Genomic DNA, 17,804 nt, shown 5'->3' with positions numbered 1-17,804 from the left:
GCCGGGGAACCGTCGAGAGGAGCCTGACCGTGCAGCGGAAGGCGTACGTACCCGGCGCCGCCGTGCTCCTCGCGGCCTTGCTGGCGGGCTGCAGCGGCGCTTCGGACGACGGGGGTTCGCCGATCGACTCCAAGGGCGGCGACACCGGCACGACGGCCGTCGCGGCCCAGCCGGGCAAGTACCGCACCCTCCCGGAGGCGTGCGGAGCGGTCGATCACGACACCCTGGACTCGCTGTTGCCGGGCGTCCGGCAACTCACCGACCCGGCACAGCAGGAGACGGCGTACGAGGGTGAGGCGGCGCTCACGTACGACACGGACCGGAGTGACGGCTGCAGTTGGAAGGTGGAGTCCGCCTCCGCCACCGACCACCTCTCCGTCGGCTTCGAGCGGGTCGTGTCGTACGACAACGCGGTGAGCGACGACAACAAGGCCGAGGACCTCTACACCACCCGGGAGACGGCGGCGGACCTTCCCGAGCCCGCCCCCTCCAGCACCGACGCCTCGTCGAGCCCGAGCGGCGACGCCGGCACCCCGAGCGGCACCGGCAAGACCAGCGGCAGTAGCAGTAGCAGTAGCAAGGACACTGCTGGAGACGGCTCCGAGCCCACTCCTTCCGGCTCCGGTTCTCCCTCCGAGACGCCCGCCGCGCTCCAGCCCCGCGTCCTCGACGATCTGGCGGACCAGGCGTTCCTGGACGACAAGCTGAGCACTGGCTCGTCGACCGCCCGGCAGCGCACGGTGACTGTGGTGTTCCGCACGTCGAACGTCATCGTGACGATCGAGTACGCGGAGCAGCCGACGGCTTCCGGAGGCGTCCCCGACAGCGAGGAAATGCAGGACAGGGCCCGGAAACTGGCCGACGTGCTCGCCGGAAAGCTCGACGGCTGACGTCTCGGCACCCCCCTCGGACACCCCTGCACGAACCGCCCGAACGGGAACCGGCCCGGCGGATCACCGCGTACCGTGGCCCCTCGGACCCGACCGGTCGCTCGTCCCATGTGCGGCCGTACCACGAGCGCCACGAGTGAAGGAACCATGCACCGACCAGTACAGCGAGTAGGCCGAGCACCGCGACTCACCCGCATCCTTGTCAGCGCAGCCGCAATCCCGGTGGCGCTCGTCGCCGCGGGCTGTTCCTCGGACTCCGGCTCCGGAGACGACGCCCAGAAGGGCGCGAGCGCGACGCCGGACGCGAAGAAGTCCGCGAGCCCGACGGCCGAGGCCGTCCAGCCGGCGGCGTACGCGACGCTTCCCCAGCCGTGTTCGGTGCTGTCGAAGAAGACGCTGGGTGAACTTGCCCCGAAGGCCGACAAGTCCGGCAAGAAGGGCGCATCGGACGATGCGGCTCAGCGCAGCAACTGCAACTGGAGCAGCCTCGACAACAACGGCGTGAAGGGCTCCCAGTTTCGCTGGCTGAACGTGGCGCTGCTGCGTTTCGACTCGGACGCGCGGGGCTCGGGCGACGAGCAGGCGCACGCGTACTTCGAGAAGCAGGTCTCGGGTGCGCAGGCGGTCGAGGGCGCGAAGGGTGCCAAGTCGGCTCCGGTCGCCGGGACGGGCGACGAGGCGACGGCCGTGCGCTACGACCTGAAGAAGAAGGAAGGCGCCTTCAAGCAGCAGACGGTCGTGGCGCGCGTGGAGAACGTGGTCGTCACGGTCGACTACAACGGCGCCGGTCTCGCGGGTGAGAAGACCCCGGACTCCGGTGACCTGCTGAAGGCGGCCGAGAAGGCTGCGAAGGAGGCCGTCGCGGCGGTGTCCGCGGCGAACAAGGACGGCGGATCGGCCGATTCGTCCCCGTCCAAGGGCTCGTCCTCGAAGCCCTCCTCCGGTTCGAAGTCGGCGTCGCCGTCCAAGAGCGCGGACAAGAGCGGCTCCGAGGGTGACGCGAAGGCGGACTCCGGGAGCGCTTCCCCGTCGAAGTCCGCGTCGAAGTCCGCGGCGACCAGGAGCTGACCCGCCCACAGGCGTTCCGGAGGCCCAACTTCCGTTCTGAGCTGGGCAGTTGTCGGGGCCCGGTACCCGAGGGGCCCGGGCTCCTTCCATGCCGGGCACCCGGACGCCGCACACATGTGCCACTCTGTTGCGCGCAACAACACGCAAGGGGAGGGGAGTACAGGTGTCCGCGCCCATACAGCTGACTCGGATGCACAAGATACTCATCGGTGTGGTCGTCGCCGGTGCGGTCGTCATCGCCGGGATCGGCTTCGCGGGTTCGTACGCGGCGGTCCGTGAGCTCGCGATCAAGAAGGGGTTCGGGAACTTCTCGTACGTCTTCCCGATCGGTATCGACGCGGGGATCTGCGTCCTGCTCGCGCTGGACCTGCTGCTGACCTGGATCCGTATCCCGTTCCCCCTGCTGCGTCAGACCGCGTGGCTTCTGACGATCGCGACGATCGCGTTCAACGGCGCGGCGGCCTGGCCGGACCCGCTGGGTGTCGGCATGCACGCCGTCATCCCGGTGCTGTTCGTGGTCTCCGTCGAGGCGGCCCGGCACGCGATCGGCCGCATCGCCGACATCACGGCCGACAAGCACATGGAGGGCGTCCGCCTCACCCGCTGGCTGCTCTCCCCCGTCCCGACCTTCCTCCTCTGGCGACGGATGAAGCTGTGGGAGCTGCGCTCCTACGAGCAGGTCATCAAGCTGGAGCAGGACCGCCTCGTCTACCAGGCCCGCCTGCACTCCCGCTTCGGCCGCGCCTGGCGCCGCAAGGCCCCGGTGGAGTCGCTGATGCCGCTGCGCCTGGCGCGCTACGGCGTCCCTCTCGCCCAGACGGCTCCCTCGGGTCTCGCGGCGGCGGGCATCGAGCCGGTGCTGCTGCCGCCCGCTCCGCAGTTGGAGGTGGCGCGCGAGCCGGAGCCGACGGCACCCGCCGCGCAGAGCGACGAGGCACCTGTCCGGGAGCAGCTTCCGGCTGCCGAGGCCGGCGAGTTCCCCGAACAGGCGGAGGGGTACGCCGAGTCGCAGAATCCGTGGCTCTCGGCGCGCAACCCCCAGGGCATCGCGTATCAGGGCGGCTACGACCCGACGTTCGACCCGGATGTCGCGGACCAGCAGTGGTACGCGGAGCAGCAGGCCGGGCAGTTCCGGCAGTACGACGAGGAACAGCAGCGGTTCGGGCAGCGGGTGTTCCCCCAGCCGTACGACGAGGAACAGCAGCGGTTCGAGCAGCAGGCGTTGCTCCAGCAGCAGTACGAGGAGCAGTCCGCCCCTGCCCCCGTACCCGCCCCGGAGCCCTCTCCGGAGGACACCGGCACGTTCCCGATCCCGGCCGGCCCCGGACGTACCCGTGAGATGGGTGCGGGCGGCGGCACGGAACCGACCGAGAACGACTACTACCTGGTCTTCAAGAAGTCGATAGACGGCAGCTACCCGACGTCGGGCCAGTTCAGGGGCGACGTGGAGGCCACGTACGGCACCACGCTCCCGCAGCGCGAGGCGGAGCGGATGGTCAACCGCTTCACCAACCGCCACACGGCGGAACTGCAGGAGGACCACATCGCGTAGCCACGCCATGGTCCACGTGGAAGGGGGCGCCCGGTGATCACCGGGCGCCCCCTCTCTCGTACCGCCGGAGGTCCTACGCGGAGAGCAGCTTGCGGACCCGGTCCTGGCCCACCGCGAGGAGCAGTGTGGGCAGGCGTGGGCCGGTGTCGCGGCCGACGAGCAGGTGGTAGAGCCGCGCGAAGAAGGTGCGCTGGGCGACCTTGATCTCGGCGGGGAGTTCCTTGGCCGTGGCGTCGGCGGGGAAGCCGGCCTGGACCTTGGGAACGCCGTAGACGAGGTGGGTGAGGCCGTCCAGGGACCAGTTGCGCTCCAGTCCGTCGAGGAGCAGGCGCAGCGACTCGCGGCCCTGGTCGTCGAGGGACGTGATGAGGTCGACGTCGGGCTCGTCGCGGACGACGGTGCGCTCCTCGGCGGGAACCTGGGTGTTGATCCAGGTCTCGGCCTTGTCGAGCCGGGGGCGCACCTCGTCGAGGGAGGCGAGCGGGTTCTCCGGGTCGAGTTCGCTCAGGATCCGCAGGGTCTGGTCCTCGGCGCCGGCGGTGATGTCGGCGACGGAGGCCAGGGTGCGGTAGGCCATCGGACGGGGGGTGCGGGGCAGCTCTCCGGCGGCGGTGCCGATGGCGCGGCTGTACGCGGCGGCGTCGGCGGGCAGCACGGAGCCGTCGGCGACCTTGCCCGCGAGCTTGTCCCACTCGTCGTAGAGCCGCTGGATCTCCTGGTCGAAGGCGATCTTGAACGACTGGTTGGGGCGGCGGCGGGCGTACAGCCAGCGCAGCAGCTGCGGCTCCATGATCCGGAGGGCGTCCGCCGCGGTGGGGACGCCGCCCTTGCTGCTGGACATCTTGGCCATGCCGCTGATGCCGACGAAGGCGTACATGGGGCCGATGGGCTGCTTGCCGCCGAACAGGCCGACGATCTGTCCGCCGACCTGGAAGCTGGAGCCGGGCGAGGAGTGGTCGACGCCGCTGGGCTCGAAGATCACGCCCTCGTAGGCCCAGCGCATCGGCCAGTCGACCTTCCAGACGAGCTTGCCGCGGTTGAACTCGCTCAGCAGCACCGTCTCGGAGAAGTCGCAGGCTGCGCAGGTGTACGACAGCTCGGTCGTCTCGTCGTCGTAGGACGTGACGGTGGTGAGGTCCGTCCCGCACCGCCCGCAGTAGGGCTTGTACGGGTAGTACCCCGAGGTGGAGCTGCCGTCGTCCTCGGCGGCTGCGCCGGAGCCCTCGGCCGCCTCCAGCTCGGCCTCGTCGACGGGCTTCTGGCCCTGCTGCTTCTTGGCCGGGGCCTTCTTGGTGCGGTACTGCTCAAGGATGGCGTCGATGTCACCGCGGTGCTTCATCGCGAACAGCACCTGCTCGCGGTAGACGCCCGTCGTGTACTGCTCGGTCTGGCTGATCCCGTCGTACTCGACGCCGAGGTCGGCGAGCGCCTCGGTCATCGCGGCCTTGAAGTGCTCGGCCCAGTTCGGGTGGGCCGAGCCGGCCGGGGCGGGGACGGAGGTCAGCGGCTTGCCGATGTGCTCGGCCCAGGACGCGTCGATGCCCGCGATGCCGGCCGGGACCTTGCGGTAGCGGTCGTAGTCGTCCCAGGAGATCAGGTGGCGCACGGTGTACCCGCGGCGGCGGATCTCGTCGGCGACCAGGTGCGGGGTCATGACCTCGCGGAGGTTGCCGAGGTGGATCGGGCCGGAGGGGGAGAGGCCGGACGCGACGACCACAGGTTTGCCCGGGGCCCGACGCTCCGACTCCTCGATGACCTCGTCCGCGAAACGGGAGACCCAGTCGGTGGTCTCGGTGCTCTGAGCCACGATCGGCACGTCCTTCTTTCTCATACGCCACTACGGCTGACGCGACCATTCTCCCAGCTCGCGCCGCAACCGCGAAAACGGCTTTTCACCGCGTGGGATACTGGCTTTCCTGTACGTAGAAACCCTGGAACCCGACTAGAACGGCAGCCACTCCATGGCCTCGGTCACGTCCCTCACCGCTTCCGTCCACCAGCGCCTCGCGGACGCCCTCTCGGCAGCTCTGCCGGAGGCCGGTTCCGCGGACCCGCTGCTGCGCCGAAGCGACCGGGCCGACTTCCAGGCCAACGGGATCCTGGCCCTCGCGAAGAAGGCGAAGGCGAACCCGCGCGACCTGGCGACGCAGGTGGTGGCGCAGGTGGCGTCGGGTGACGTGATCAAGGACATCGAGGTCTCCGGGCCCGGCTTCCTGAACATCACGGTCACCGACGGGGCGATCGTCCGGAACCTGGCGGAGCGGTACGCGGACAGCGACCGGCTCGGCGTGCCGCTCGCGGAGCACCCGGGCACGACGGTGATCGACTACGCCCAGCCGAACGTGGCGAAGGAGATGCACGTCGGTCACCTGCGGTCCGCGGTGATCGGCGCCGCGGTGGTGCAGATCCTGGAGTTCACCGGTGAGTCCGTCGTGCGGCGGCACCACATCGGCGACTGGGGCACCCAGTTCGGCATGCTCATCCAGTACCTGATCGAGCACCCGCACGAGCTGGACCACCAGGGCGGCGCGGTCTCCGGCGAGGAGGCCATGTCGAACCTGAACGGGCTCTACAAGGCGGCCCGGACGGTCTTCGACTCCGACGAGGAGTTCAAGACGCGGGCGCGGCGCCGGGTGGTGGACCTCCAGGCGGGCGAGCCGGAGACGCTGGCCATGTGGCAGAAGTTCGTGGACGAGTCGAAGATCTACTTCTACTCGGTCTTCGACAAGCTCGACATGGAGATCCGCGACGCGGACGTGGTCGGCGAGTCCGGCTACAACGACATGCTGGACGAGACGTGCCGGCTGCTGGAGGAGTCGGGCGTCGCGGTCCGCTCGGACGGTGCGCTGTGCGTGTTCTTCGACGACGTGAAGGGCCCGGACGGCAACCCGGTGCCGCTGATCGTGAAGAAGTCGGACGGCGGCTACGGGTACGCGGCCACCGACCTCTCCGCGATCCGTGACCGGGTCTTCAACCTGAAGGCCGACAGCCTGATCTACGTCGTGGACGCCCGGCAGTCCCTGCACTTCAAGATGGTCTTCGAGACGGCGCGCAGGGCGGGCTGGCTGAACGACGACGTGAAGGCGCACCAGCTGGCGTTCGGCACGGTGCTGGGCAAGGACGGCAAGCCGTTCAAGACCCGTGAGGGCGAGACGGTGCGGCTGGTCGACCTGCTCGACGAGGCGATCGACCGGGCCACGGCGGTCGTGCGGGAGAAGGCCGAGAAGGTGGGCCTGAGCGAGCCGGAGATCGAGGAGAACGGCCGGTTCGTCGGCATCGGTGCCGTGAAGTACGCGGACCTGTCCACCTCCGCGGTCCGGGACTACAAGTTCGACCTGGACCAGATGGTCTCGCTGAACGGTGACACCTCGGTGTACCTGCAGTACGCGTACGCCCGGATCCGGTCGATCTTCGGCAAGGCGGGCGACCGTACGCCGGTGGCGCACCCGGAGCTCGAACTGGCTCCGGCGGAGCGGGCATTGGGTCTGCACCTGGACCGGTTCGGGGAGACGTTGGAGGAGGTCGCCGCGGAGTACGCGCCGCACAAGCTGGCGGCGTACCTGTACCAGCTGGCCTCGCTCTACACGACGTTCTACGACCAGTGCCCGGTCATCAAGCCGGCCCCGGCCCAGGAGATCGCGGAGAACCGCCTGTTCCTCTGCGACCTGACGGGCCGGACCCTCCACCAGGGCATGTCCCTGCTGGGGATCAGGACGCCCGAGCGGCTCTGACGGCCGGGCGGGACGCACGGACCTCGCGGCCCCGGCGGGACGGTGACATCACCGCCCCGCCGGGGCCGTCCGGCTGTCAGGCGTAGTAGTGGATCGTGCCGCGCAGCGCGGGCGTGCCGCCCTCGCAGTGCTGGACGAACGTCGCCGCGAACGCCTTCACGGTGCCGTCGTCGTTCAACGCCAGCTTGCCGACGGTCAGTTCGCCGGTGCTGCTGTTGCAGCCGCGGCCGTCACCGAAGACGTCGAGACCCGCGTACGTCTCGTCGTTGCTGCGCCGCGTCTCGTAGGTGTGCCCCGCCTCCAGCTTCCGTCCGGTGGGCGGCGTGAGCAGTGCGGTGAAGTAGCTGCGCTTGCCGGACACGTCGTACTGGATGCCGTCACCCCACTTGCGGATGCCGAACGTGCTGGTGGCCCCGGTGTGGGTGGCGCTCAGGCCCTGCCCGATGTAGTCCCCGGCGTCACTGGTGTAGGCGTAGGACAGCGGGTAGGCGCGGTACTTGACCACACCGGTGAGGGCCGGGGCGGTCGCGCTCTCGCAGTGCTGGGTGTAGGTGGCGTCGAGCAGGGTGATGGCGCCGTCGGCGTCCGTCTCGATCTGGTTGACCGAGAACTGCCCGTACACCTCGTTGCAGCCGCGCCCGTCCCCGGAGACGTCGAGGCCCGGTGAGCGTCCTGTGCGGAACGCCGCGCGCTCGGCGTTCCGGTAGACGCCGGGATGGAGTTTCTCCCCCTGCGGTGCGGCGAGGTCGACGTCCCACCAGGTGTCGTCGGCCCACGCACGGAAGCGCACGTACTCCGCGGTGCCGCCCGCCGTGATCGTGGCCGTCTTCGGCGTGTACGACGCGGTGGCGCCCTGGCCTATGTAGTCCCCGGGCTGACTGGTGTGGCTGTACTTGGTCACGGCGACCGGTGTGGTGGTGGCCGCCGCGGCGGGCGCGGCCAGCGCCGTGGTGAGACCGACCGTCGCGGTCAGGCCGGCGAGAACGCCGGTCAGAACGCGTCTCCATCCAGTGCTTCTGGGCACGGATGCCTCCCCCTCCATGAGAGCGGGCGCCCCTGCTGAGCGCCCGCGCCTCTCAAGTAACCAGGGCCACGCACGGCAGTCGAACTATTACCTCAACCCATCAACTTCTTTCAGCCGAAGCGGTGTTGGGGCCTTGCGGTCGCCGAACTCGCACCACACCGCTTTGCCCGGGTTCCGTTCGTCGACCCCCCAGCGGTCGGCGAACGCGGCGACCAGCAGGAGTCCCCGGCCTCCCTCGTCGGCCCGGTCGGTGATCCGGGGCACGCCCGGCCCGCTGTCGTGCACCTCCACCCGGAGGACGGTGCCGTCGTAACGCAGGAAGACCCGAAAGTGCCGTCCGGGCGGTACGGCGTGCACGAGGGCGTTGGTCGCGAGCTCGCTGACGCAGAGCAACACGTCGTCGGCCTGTTCGGTGCCGACGAGTCCCCATCCGGCAAGGGTCTCGTGGGCGAACCGCCTGGCGGCGGCCACGGCCCGCCGGTCCCGTCGGAAGAAGCGCTCACGCAGGGGCGGGAGGTGGATGGTCTCGTTCACCGGACAAGAGTGACCCTCCGTGGTCACACTGGTGCAGTGTGCTATCCCGTACAGATTGTCCGTACGGGATGCGTCGCCCCCGTAACGGAGTTGATGCACCGTGAGCCCAAGGCGCCACTACAAGAAGAACGCTTCGGCGATGAAGATGCTGGGCGCCATGCTGGCCACGCTCCGGCGAGCGGCGGGGCACAGCCAGGCCTCCCTCAGCCGCCATGTGGGCGCGCAGGAGGAGACGATCGCCTCGATCGAACAGGGGCGGCGCCCCCTGAAGGACTCCTTGGCCGCCGAGTTGGACGAATTCCTGGACACCAAAGGGGTGTTGGCGGTCGCCGTGGAGAACATGCCGGAGATCGACCTCGTCCCCCGCTGGGTCGATGAGTACCTTGACCTCGAAAGGACCGCACCCGCGCTCAGCTTCTACGCCAACGCGGTCCTTCCCGGGTCGCTCCAGACCGAGAACTATGCGCGCGCGGTCTTCAGGAGTCGCGTCCCCGCGTACAGCGAGGATGAGGTCGAGAGGCGGACGGCCGCCCGCACGGCTCGGCAGGGGCTGCTCCGCCGCCCGACTCCCACCACCGTCAGCTTCGTCATCTGGGAAGCCGTCCTGATGGACCGCATCGGCGGCCCGGAGGTCTTCGCCGAGCAACTGCGCCACCTGCGCGCGGACTCCGACCTCGCTGGGGTCTCCTTGCAGATCCTGCCGTTCGGCCGCCGCGCCCACGCCGGGCTGGCCGGCCCCTTCATCCTCCTGGAGACCGACGATCACCAGCGTCTCGCCTACGCCGAAACGCAACGCGGGAGCCAGCTCGTGGCCGACCCCGGCGAGGTGTCGGCCCTTTCGCAAAAATATGCGATGCTGCGGACGCAGGCCCTCAACACCGAGGACAGCAAAGGCCTGTTGGACCGCATGCTGGGAGGGCAATGAGCGTCGAACTGCACTGGTTCAAGTCGACCTACAGCAGCGACGAAGGCGAGTGCCTCGAAGTCGCCTACTCCGGGCCCCGGTTCGGCAACGTGACCGCGGTCCACCTCCGCGACTCCAAGAACCCCGCCGGACACCACCTCCGTGTCTCGCCGCAGGCCTGGGCCGCGTTCACCGCAGCCCAGTAGGAGAGCGGAGCGGCCCCTGTCAGTGGGGGCCCCTACAGTCACCGGCATGGCGACTCTTCCCAACCCGCTGCCGCGGCTGGTGGCAGACCCGAGTGGGCGCACCCTCGGGCTCGAACTCCCCGCCGGGAGACTGATCGACGCGACCCACGAAGGGGCGTGGCACGAGCCGTTGGTGTGGCATGCCGAGGAGCGGCCGGCTCCCGGGGCCTGGACCGCGACGAATCCCGCCCGCATGCTCGGCCTGCTGCCGGTGCTGCTGGAGGTCGGTGGTTCACAGGAGGGCCCGGAGGACTGGGAGTTGATGCCCGGCGAGATGTCGTACGCCGGGGACCACGACGCCGACGAGGTGCTGGCCGACTTCTGGGAGCGGTACGCGGCGGACGAGCTGGAGGGCGCCCAGGACTACGCGAGTCGGGAGGTCGTCGAGAGCCTCTTCGGCAAGCCGGAGCCCTATGACGCGCAGGTCGCGCCGTACGGCCCCGCGTGGCCGGGGCTCGCCGCCGCCGGAGTGCGGGAGGCCGATCCGGACGCGCGCGCGGCACAGATCGCGGACGTCCTCGGAGGCCGCGGCTCGTGGCTGAAGGAGCCCCGGCTCGCGCTCGTTCCGGCGCGCCGGAGTGCGGACATCCCGGCGGCGCTGGGCTGGACGGGCCCGCTGAACTACGAGAACGACGTGGCGCGCCTGTGCGCGGTCCTGCGGTCCTGGGAGGACCGTTTCGGGATACGGGTGGTGGCGCTGACCTTCGACCAGTTGGTGGTGTCCGTGGCGGCGCCGCCGACGACCATGGCGGAGGCCGAGGCGGTCGCCGCCGAGCACTTCGCGTTCTGCCCGGACAACATCACGCAGGGGAGTCACACGGCGCTGCGGACGTATGCCGAGCAGGAGGTGCTGGACAAGCCGGTGTGGTCCTTCTGGTGGGACTGACCGGCGCCGGCGCCACTCCCCGGTTGAGGGTGGCCGGGGTCAGCCGCGCAGGCCCGAGGCGAGCCTGCGCAGCCCCTCCGCGATCTCGTCCGGGGTCTGCGTGACGAAGCACAGGCGCATCGTCGACGCCTCCGGGGTGCCCGCGTAGAAGGGCGCGCCGGGCACGTACGCCACCCCGTGCTCCACCACCGGCCGGAGCAGCGCCGTGGTGTCGTACGGCTCGGGCAGCCGGGCCCAGAGGAACATGCCGCCCTCCGGCCGGGTCCACGTCGACCCGGCCGGGAGGGCGTCGCCGATCCCGGCGAGCATGGCGTCGCGCCGCTCGCGGTACACACCGGCGACCTTGGCCACGTGCGCGTCCAGGTCCTGGTCGGCCAGATACCGTGCGGCGGCGAGCTGGTTGACGGTCGGGGTGTGCAGGTCGGCGGCCTGCTTGGCGACGGCGCAGGCCCGCCGCAGCGCCGCGGGTGCCCGCAGCCAGCCCAGCCGCAGGCCGGGTGCCATCACCTTGGAGAAGGACCCGAGGAGCACGGTCCGGTCCCCGGCACCTTCGTGGGAGGCGATCCACGGGACGCGCCCGCCCTCGAAGCGCAGTTCGCCGTAGGGGTCGTCCTCGACGATCCACAGGCCGCGCGTGGCGGCGACGCGGGCGATGGCGGCGCGGCGCTCGGCGGGGAGGGTGCGGCCGGTCGGGTTCTGGAAGGTCGGCACGGTGTAGAGGAGCTTCGGCCGCTCCCGGGCGACCAGGGTGTCCAGCGCCTCGGGGTCGATGCCGTCCTCGTCGCCCGGCACGGCGAGCACGCGGGCCCCCGCGAAGGCGAACGCCTGAAGTGCCGCCAGATAACAGGGGCTCTCGACGAGGACCGTGTCGCCCGGCTCCAGCAGGGCCGTGGCGAGCAGGGACAGCGCCTGCTGCGAACCGGTGGTGACGAGCACGTCGTCCGGCCCGGTCGGCAGACCGCGCGCCGCGGTCCGCTCGGCGAGGGCCGTCCGCAGCGCCGGTTCGCCCTCGGTCGTCGAGTACTGCAGGGCCCGTGCGGGCTCCTCGGCGAGGACGTCGCGGTAGGCGGCGGCGATACCGGCCGCGTCGAACAGTTCCGGGGCGGGCAGCCCGCCCGCGAAGTTGATCACCTCGGGACGGGCGGTGACCGCGAGGATGTCCCGTACCGGTGAGCCTCCGATCGCGGTGGCCCGGGCGGCGAGCGGGGGCACGGGGGCGGTCGCGGCTGCGGGATCGATGACGGTCACGATGACGGCTCCTTGTCCTGGCGGAGACCTCGCGGGGGCCGGTGGCCTTCCCGGGAACGACGGGCGGGCGGCCCCGTCACCCCGGGACCGCTCGTGCCCGCACCCTAGGCGGCTGCGTGCCGCCCGCACCCGTCGATTCCGGCATCCGGACGGAGGCCCGGGGCGACGTCGCGCCCCGGTGCCCGTCGGGCTTTGGGTGTCCGTCGGCTACGGCTTGACGCCCGTCGCCACGTACACGTTGATGTCCGCGTCCGTCACGTCGTTGATGTCGCGGTAACGGACCATCTCGATGGCGTCGAGCGTGGCCAGGAGGTCGGCGTCGGCCTTCTCCGGGGCCGGAGCCCCCCCGTCGGGACGCCAGTGGTGGGCCGGGACGACACCGGGCTCGTCCAGCACCAGGCCGTTCTCGGTGAAGAAGCGCTCGACCTCCGCCCGCGACCGCAGCACGAAGGTGAACCCGCGTTCGGTGTAGGTGCGTTGGACCGCGCGGATGGCCTCGGGGTTCAGGTCCTCGGTGAGGTGGCTGAGGACGATCCGGCTGCCGGACGGCAGGGCGTCGACCAGACCGCGGACGATCGGGTACGCCTCCTCGTCCTCGACGAAGTGCAGGATCGCGACCAGCACCAGGACGACCGGCTCGTCGAAGTCCAGCGTCTTGGCGGCCTGTTCGAGGATCTGCCCGGGCTGCTTGAGGTCCGCGTCGATGTAGTCCGTACGCCCCTCGGGCCCGCTGGTGAGCAGGGCCCGCGCGTGGGCGAGGACGACCGGGTCGTTGTCCACGTACACGACCCGCGCGTCCGGGGTGATCCCCTGCGCGATCTGGTGGACGTTCTCCTGGGTCGGCAGCCCGGTGCCGATGTCGAGGAACTGCTTGACGCCGCTCTCCGCCGTCAGCGCCGTCACGGCACGACGCAGGAAGTCGCGGTTGTGCCGGACGTCGAGGTAGCCCCGCGGATTCGCGGCGAGCGCGGCGGCGGCCGCGTCGCGGTCGACCGGGTAGTTGTCCTTGCCGCCGAGGAAGACGTCGTAGACCCGGGCGGGGTGTGCCTTGGTGGTGTCGATCCTCCTTCTCAGCTCCGCGGGATCCTGGCTGAGGGCATCACCGGACATGAAACATCTCCCTGGAGAGTCGCGGCATACAACAGGCAACAACCTAGCCGCTGGGGCGACTTGACGGCGCCGGTCAGCCCGGAGGAGCAGCCTTGCCCCACTCGCTGCCACCCAGCGGGTAGTCGTACGCGGGCCGCCCCACGTTCCCGCTGGTCCGGAACGGCTTGCCGTGGTCGTCGACCCGCACGGTGCCGCTCCGCGTCCCGCTGGACCAGTCGAGTTCCAGGTACCAGCTCACGTTGTGCGCCTGCGCGTCCGCGAACACGTAGAAGACCTCGGGATCGGACTCGCTCACCTTGTAGGGGAAGTCGCGCTGCCCGCCCTTGAGCGCGACCGACGGACGTCCCGCGTCGAGGTCCACGATGAACGACTTCGTCTCCACCCCTCCGCCGCAGCCCACGCCCATCGCGTAGTCGTTCCACGCGAGCGGCGCGCCCTTGTCCAGCACCCGCACGTGCAGCGCCTTCAGGACGACGGTCGCCTTCCCGGCGCCCTGCACGGTGAGCGCGAGCAATTGCTCCCCGCCGGGGACTCCGCCGAGCGCGGTGACCCAGCCCCGCGCGTCCGACTCGTTCGGCGGCGGGGGCACCTGCTGCGCGGGCCGGTTCACCAAGTAATGCTGGCTGCACGGGTCGTCGAACTTGTACGGGTCGACGACGACGGTCGGTGCGCCGGCGCCTTCATCGGACGCGTTGTCGTCGACGACACCGTTCTCGTCGACGGCTCCGCCGACCGGCGAACCCGACGGCTCGGGGCTCGGGTGGCGCGAGGCGGACGGCGAGGCCGATCCGTGACGCGCGCCGGGTGTCGTACCGGCTGCGCTCGGACGCGCCGAGGACGGGACTTCGACGGCCCCGGCGCCTGCCCCGGCGTCGTCGTCACCACCGCCGGACCCGAGCTGCACGGCCAGCACGCCGGACACGACCGCCGTCACGACGACGGCACCGACCCCGGCGAGCACCGCGGCCCGCCGGTTCCGCAGCCGGCTCGGCCTCACCGGCGCGGCACCGCCGGCCTCCTCGCCGACGCCCTCCGGCCCGCCGTCCGCCGTACCTCTCGTCCCCGCACCGGGCGCCGCACCGCTCGCGTCCGCGGCTTCGATCCCGGGAACAACAGGGGCAGCGTCCACGGCTCCCGCGTCCGAACCGTTTCCCGGACGCCCCGGGGCCTTCTTCCCCCGCAGCACGTCCGCGAGGACCCACCGCCGGTGCAGCTCCACCAGCTCGTCCGGAGTGGCCCGGCAGACCCGCGCGAGCCGCTCGACGGGCGCGTAGTCCGCCGGTACCGCGTCCCCGTTGACGTACCGGTGCAGTGTGGACGTACTGACGTGCAGCCGTTTGGCGAGCGCCCCGTAGCTGAGACCGGACCGCTCCTTCAGCTCCCGGAGCATTCCCGCGAACTCGTCCCCCGCCACCGTTCCTCCATCCCCCGTGTCCCGGACCGCGTTCCAGGGAGATGCCGTTCTCCCAGGTCAGAGCCTGTATCGGCGTTCCAGCGTCCCGTGTTCCCCGCCGGGTGTGGCGGCCGGGACGGATCACCGCACAAGCTTCTGCCATCCAAGCACGCCGCTCCCGACGACCGGTCGAGCGGCCGTTCCACCAGCCACATCACAGGGGGATCACCCATGTCCGCACGCACCACCCGCACCCGTCTGCTCGCCGTCCCCGCCATCGCGCTCGCCGCGTTCGCCCTCACGGCCTGCGGCAACGGAGACGGCGTCCGCGACGAGGGCCCGTCCGCCGGGGCCCGCTCCTCGGCGCGACCGGACGACCAGAACCGGACGACCGGTGGCGGCACGACGGCGAAGCCCGCGGGCACCGGCACCACCACGGGCTCGACGAACGGTTCGAAGGGCACCGGCAGTACCACGGGCTCGAAGGGCACCGGCAGCACCACCGGGTCCGCGGGTGGCTCCACGGGCCAGAACGGCAGCGGCACCCGGAATCCGGCGTGCGTCGGCGCCAACACCCGTACGACCGCGACGGTCGTCTCGCGCCCGCTCAACCACCTGCTGCTCACCGTCACCAACAAGGGCTCGAAGACCTGCGACCTGACGGGCTATCCGATCGTCCGCTTCAGCGAGGCCCAGTCCGTCCCGCCGGTCGCTGAGGAGACCCACCCGCAGGCGGTCGTCACGCTCGCTCCCGGCGAGTCCGGCTACGCCGGTGTGCTCCTGTCGGCGGCCGACGGCAGCGGCGTCCACGGCTACACGGCCAAGACCCTGGAGATCTACTTCGGCGACAAGGGCGGCAGCGCCCGCCCCGCCCTCCCCGCGAAGGGCGTCTACATCGACGAGAAGCTCACGGTGACGTACTGGCAGCAGGACCTGGACACGGCGCTCTCGTACTGAGCGCCCGGCACGCGGCCGCACCCGACACCTCCAGAAACCCTGCCGGGCACGGCCGTTGAGGCTCGTGATCGCCGTTTCGCCGAACGGCCCCATGGCATACGCTGCCGGACGGCGAAGCGATGATCCGCACGGTGAGCCGAGAGGTCGATGACACAGGAGCCGAAGTCACACGGACGGGACGCCGGTCCGGCCGGCACTTCCGGCAACGGTTCCGCGCATCCACGACAACCCGGTGACACGTGGAACTCGGGCCTCTCGGTGGAGGAGTTCGCCGCGATCAAGGGCGCCGGGTTCGAGCCGGTCGGACAGGTACTCGGCACCGCCGTCCACACCATCGCGTACACCGGGGTCTGGGGCTGCCCCGGCGCGTGGTCGGGCGACGCGGGCGGCCCGTCCTCACCGTGGTCCTCGTCGTTCGCGCCGCTGCTGAGAACGCTGTACGCGGCGCGCAGGCTGGCCCTTTCCCGGGCGGTGGCCGAGTGCGCCGCGCTGGCCGGTGACGGGGTCGTCGGGGTGCGTCTGCGGATCGCCCAATTCCCCGCTGGAGGCGTCGAGTTCACCGTACGGGGCACCGCCGTCCGGGCCCGCTCGCGGATCCGCCCGCGCAGGCCGTTCACCTCGCACCTGAGCGGCCAGGACTTCGCCAAGCTGATCGGGACCGGCTGGGTTCCCGCCGGACTCGCCTTCGGCATCGCGCTCGCCACCCGGCACGACGACTGGCGCACCTCACGCACGATCTCCTGGACCGCGGGGAACCAGGAGGTCGACGGCTACACCCGGCTGATCGGCCACGTCCGCCGGGAGGCCCGGAACCAACTGGCCCTGGACGCCCGGAAACAGGGCGGGGACGGGGTGGTCGTGGACGGGATGGACCTGGAGGTGCGCGAGCGGGCGTGCACCACGTACGGGGACACGCACGACCTCGACGCGGAGGCGGTCCTCGTCGGCACCTCCGTTGTCCGGTTCGACCGCTCCCGGCGACCCGCCGGACCACGGCCCCTGACCATCATGAGACTGGAGCGCGAGCGCTGACATGACCGACCGAACAGAGCGGCGACCGGCCCCCGAGGGCGTGCCCGAGGATGCGATGCGGCGACTCGCCCAGCTCACCCCCGGGGAGAAGGGCTCCCTCTTCACCTCGGACCTGACGGTCAACGAGTTCCTGCTGGTCCGCGAGGCCGGCTTCCGTCCGCTCGGGCTGGTCCTCGGCTGCTCGGTCTACCACGTGGGTCTCCAGCTCGGCCGGTGGTCGAGCAACCAGGAACTGACGAAGCTGTCCCAGGCGATGTACAGCGCGCGTGAGCTGGCGATGAGCCGGATGGAGGCCGAGGCCGCCGCGCTCGGGGCGGACGGCGTCGTGGGTGTCCGGCTGGACATCGAGTTCAAGGAGTTCGGCTCGGACATCGCCGAGTTCATCGCGGTCGGCACGGCGGTGAAGGCCGACGGCGCGGACCCGGGGCCGGGCGGGACCTGGCTCAACAACAAGGGCAGGCCCTTCACCTCGGACCTGTCGGGCCAGGATTTCTGGACCCTGATCCGGGCCGGCTACGCGCCGCTGGACATGGTCATGGGGTCGTGCGTCTACCACGTGGCCCACCAGCGCTTCGGCCAGGTGCTCAACACCACCGGCCGCAACGTCGAGATCGAACAGTTCACCCAGGCCCTCTACGACGCACGCGAGTTGGCGATGAGCCGCATGCAGGCGGAGGGGCAGGCACTGGAGGCCGAGGGGATCGTGGCGGTCCGGCTCACGCAGCACGCGCACACCTGGGGATCGCACACCACGGAGTTCTTCGCCATCGGCACAGCGGTGCGCCCGCTCCGCGACGACCACGTCATCGAACGGCCGACGATGGTGCTGAGCCTCGATGGCTGACCCTGATGTCGAACTCCTCGCCGCCGCCCTGCGCCGGGACAGCGCGGACCTGAACCTGTACGCCCGGGTCCTGACGGAGAACCTCGCCGACTCGCTGCCGCCCGGCGCCGTGCGGGTGGGGCGCAGGCGTTCCGTCGCGGACCGGCTGGCCGGGCGCGCGGGCACGGTCGCCGAGCTGCACGTCGCGCTCGGGGACCAACGGCTCGCCCTGCGGACCGACCGGGGCCGGGTGACCGGGGAGATCCTCCACGAGGTGCGGGGCATCGTGCTCTCGCGGCGCCCGGTGGCCCTGGACGAGTGGATCGACCTACTGGCCCGTTCGCTGGCCGACGCCGCGGCCTCGAACGCTCGCGCCCGCGCGGCCGTCGAACGGTTCCTGACCTGAC

Annotated in this window: 17 protein-coding genes; 11 read left to right on the top strand and 6 right to left on the bottom strand. The window is 71.0% G+C overall.

The window, feature by feature from the left end:
• Window positions 1-29: 29 nt before the first annotated feature.
• From ACIRQH_RS35490 to ACIRQH_RS35480, 3 genes are all read left to right on the top strand, one after another.
• Entirely contained in the window at window positions 30-890 is an 861-nt protein-coding gene (locus tag ACIRQH_RS35490; RefSeq protein ID WP_404229136.1) for a DUF3558 domain-containing protein, read from the top strand.
• A gap of 147 nt (window positions 891-1,037) precedes the next feature.
• Window positions 1,038-1,958 carry a DUF3558 family protein gene (locus tag ACIRQH_RS35485; RefSeq protein WP_388874578.1) on the top strand — a complete coding sequence of 307 codons (921 nt, stop codon included), beginning with the start codon at window positions 1,038-1,040 and terminating at the stop codon, window positions 1,956-1,958.
• Between the two features lie 190 nt (window positions 1,959-2,148).
• A complete protein-coding gene (locus tag ACIRQH_RS35480; RefSeq protein WP_404229133.1) occupies window positions 2,149-3,510 on the top strand; it encodes a DUF2637 domain-containing protein in 1,362 nt (453 codons plus the stop codon).
• A 73-nt stretch (window positions 3,511-3,583) separates the two neighbouring features.
• On the opposite strand, the gene lysS is transcribed toward ACIRQH_RS35480, so the two are convergent.
• Window positions 3,584-5,326 (bottom strand): lysine--tRNA ligase, encoded by a 1,743-nt coding sequence (lysS, locus tag ACIRQH_RS35475; protein ID WP_388874831.1) that lies wholly within the window; start codon window positions 5,324-5,326, stop codon window positions 3,584-3,586.
• Between the two features lie 145 nt (window positions 5,327-5,471).
• On the opposite strand from lysS, the gene argS reads away from it, so the two are divergent.
• Window positions 5,472-7,241: an arginine--tRNA ligase gene (argS, locus tag ACIRQH_RS35470; protein WP_358822475.1), complete on the top strand. Its 1,770-nt coding sequence runs from the start codon at window positions 5,472-5,474 to the stop codon at window positions 7,239-7,241.
• 76 nt (window positions 7,242-7,317) lie between these two features.
• Here the strand turns inward: argS and ACIRQH_RS35465 are convergent, their stop codons facing one another.
• A complete protein-coding gene (locus ACIRQH_RS35465; RefSeq protein WP_388934007.1) occupies window positions 7,318-8,265 on the bottom strand; it encodes a hypothetical protein in 948 nt (315 codons plus the stop codon).
• 87 nt (window positions 8,266-8,352) lie between these two features.
• Window positions 8,353-8,799: an ATP-binding protein gene (locus ACIRQH_RS35460; protein ID WP_404229130.1), complete on the bottom strand. Its 447-nt coding sequence runs from the start codon at window positions 8,797-8,799 to the stop codon at window positions 8,353-8,355.
• A gap of 100 nt (window positions 8,800-8,899) precedes the next feature.
• Here ACIRQH_RS35460 and ACIRQH_RS35455 point away from each other — a divergent pair, with 100 nt between their 5' ends.
• Genes ACIRQH_RS35455 through ACIRQH_RS35445 form a run of 3 tightly spaced genes read left to right on the top strand, consistent with a single transcriptional unit; the run spans window position 8,900 to window position 10,834 of the window.
• Window positions 8,900-9,724, top strand: a complete 825-nt coding sequence (locus ACIRQH_RS35455; protein ID WP_404229127.1) for a Scr1 family TA system antitoxin-like transcriptional regulator — start codon at window positions 8,900-8,902, stop codon at window positions 9,722-9,724.
• Entirely contained in the window at window positions 9,721-9,909 is a 189-nt protein-coding gene (locus ACIRQH_RS35450; protein WP_388874560.1) for a DUF397 domain-containing protein, read from the top strand. The genes ACIRQH_RS35455 and ACIRQH_RS35450 overlap by 4 nt, the downstream gene beginning before the upstream one ends.
• A gap of 46 nt (window positions 9,910-9,955) precedes the next feature.
• Window positions 9,956-10,834, top strand: a complete 879-nt coding sequence (locus ACIRQH_RS35445; RefSeq protein ID WP_404229124.1) for a DUF4253 domain-containing protein — start codon at window positions 9,956-9,958, stop codon at window positions 10,832-10,834.
• Window positions 10,835-10,873: 39 nt separating this feature from the next.
• Here ACIRQH_RS35445 and ACIRQH_RS35440 read toward each other — a convergent pair whose 3' ends face one another.
• From ACIRQH_RS35440 to ACIRQH_RS35430, 3 genes are all read right to left on the bottom strand, one after another.
• The gene (locus ACIRQH_RS35440) at window positions 10,874-12,082 is read right to left on the bottom strand and encodes a PLP-dependent aminotransferase family protein (RefSeq protein ID WP_404229122.1); all 1,209 of its coding nucleotides are present in this window, start codon (window positions 12,080-12,082) and stop codon (window positions 10,874-10,876) included.
• A 207-nt stretch (window positions 12,083-12,289) separates the two neighbouring features.
• The gene (locus ACIRQH_RS35435) at window positions 12,290-13,192 is read right to left on the bottom strand and encodes an SAM-dependent methyltransferase (protein ID WP_358822468.1); all 903 of its coding nucleotides are present in this window, start codon (window positions 13,190-13,192) and stop codon (window positions 12,290-12,292) included.
• Window positions 13,193-13,265: 73 nt separating this feature from the next.
• Window positions 13,266-14,606 carry a helix-turn-helix domain-containing protein gene (locus tag ACIRQH_RS35430; RefSeq protein WP_388874551.1) on the bottom strand — a complete coding sequence of 447 codons (1,341 nt, stop codon included), beginning with the start codon at window positions 14,604-14,606 and terminating at the stop codon, window positions 13,266-13,268.
• Window positions 14,607-14,816: 210 nt separating this feature from the next.
• Here ACIRQH_RS35430 and ACIRQH_RS35425 point away from each other — a divergent pair, with 210 nt between their 5' ends.
• From ACIRQH_RS35425 to ACIRQH_RS35410, 4 genes are all read left to right on the top strand, one after another.
• Window positions 14,817-15,542 carry a DUF4232 domain-containing protein gene (locus tag ACIRQH_RS35425; RefSeq protein WP_388874548.1) on the top strand — a complete coding sequence of 242 codons (726 nt, stop codon included), beginning with the start codon at window positions 14,817-14,819 and terminating at the stop codon, window positions 15,540-15,542.
• A 147-nt stretch (window positions 15,543-15,689) separates the two neighbouring features.
• Window positions 15,690-16,574 (top strand): heavy metal-binding domain-containing protein, encoded by an 885-nt coding sequence (locus ACIRQH_RS35420; RefSeq protein WP_358822465.1) that lies wholly within the window; start codon window positions 15,690-15,692, stop codon window positions 16,572-16,574.
• A 1-nt stretch (window position 16,575) separates the two neighbouring features.
• The gene (locus tag ACIRQH_RS35415; protein ID WP_358822464.1) at window positions 16,576-17,418 is read left to right on the top strand and encodes a heavy metal-binding domain-containing protein; all 843 of its coding nucleotides are present in this window, start codon (window positions 16,576-16,578) and stop codon (window positions 17,416-17,418) included.
• Complete coding sequence (locus tag ACIRQH_RS35410; RefSeq protein ID WP_358822463.1) at window positions 17,411-17,803, top strand: hypothetical protein; 393 nt, start codon at window positions 17,411-17,413, stop codon at window positions 17,801-17,803. The genes ACIRQH_RS35415 and ACIRQH_RS35410 overlap by 8 nt, the downstream gene beginning before the upstream one ends.
• The last annotated feature ends 1 nt before the right edge of the window (window position 17,804 follow it).

It is taken from the genome of Streptomyces sp. NPDC102279 (assembly GCF_044766365.1).
GTDB lineage: Bacteria > Actinomycetota > Actinomycetes > Streptomycetales > Streptomycetaceae > Streptomyces.
This window is presented reverse-complemented; position numbering and strand designations above follow the sequence as displayed.

What these genes read in the sequence shown, in the direction of transcription:
- ACIRQH_RS35485 (WP_388874578.1), top strand. Translation starts at nt 1,038, where the DNA reads ATGCACCGACCAGTACAGCGAGTAGGCCGAGCACCGCGACTCACCCGC.
- ACIRQH_RS35480 (WP_404229133.1), top strand. Translation starts at nt 2,149, where the DNA reads ATGCACAAGATACTCATCGGTGTGGTCGTCGCCGGTGCGGTCGTCATC.
- argS (WP_358822475.1), top strand. Translation starts at nt 5,472, where the DNA reads ATGGCCTCGGTCACGTCCCTCACCGCTTCCGTCCACCAGCGCCTCGCG.
- ACIRQH_RS35450 (WP_388874560.1), top strand. Translation starts at nt 9,721, where the DNA reads ATGAGCGTCGAACTGCACTGGTTCAAGTCGACCTACAGCAGCGACGAA.
- ACIRQH_RS35445 (WP_404229124.1), top strand. Translation starts at nt 9,956, where the DNA reads ATGGCGACTCTTCCCAACCCGCTGCCGCGGCTGGTGGCAGACCCGAGT.
- ACIRQH_RS35435 (WP_358822468.1), bottom strand. Translation starts at nt 13,192, where the DNA reads ATGTCCGGTGATGCCCTCAGCCAGGATCCCGCGGAGCTGAGAAGGAGG.
- ACIRQH_RS35425 (WP_388874548.1), top strand. Translation starts at nt 14,817, where the DNA reads ATGTCCGCACGCACCACCCGCACCCGTCTGCTCGCCGTCCCCGCCATC.
- ACIRQH_RS35420 (WP_358822465.1), top strand. Translation starts at nt 15,690, where the DNA reads ATGACACAGGAGCCGAAGTCACACGGACGGGACGCCGGTCCGGCCGGC.
- ACIRQH_RS35415 (WP_358822464.1), top strand. Translation starts at nt 16,576, where the DNA reads ATGACCGACCGAACAGAGCGGCGACCGGCCCCCGAGGGCGTGCCCGAG.
- ACIRQH_RS35410 (WP_358822463.1), top strand. Translation starts at nt 17,411, where the DNA reads ATGGCTGACCCTGATGTCGAACTCCTCGCCGCCGCCCTGCGCCGGGAC.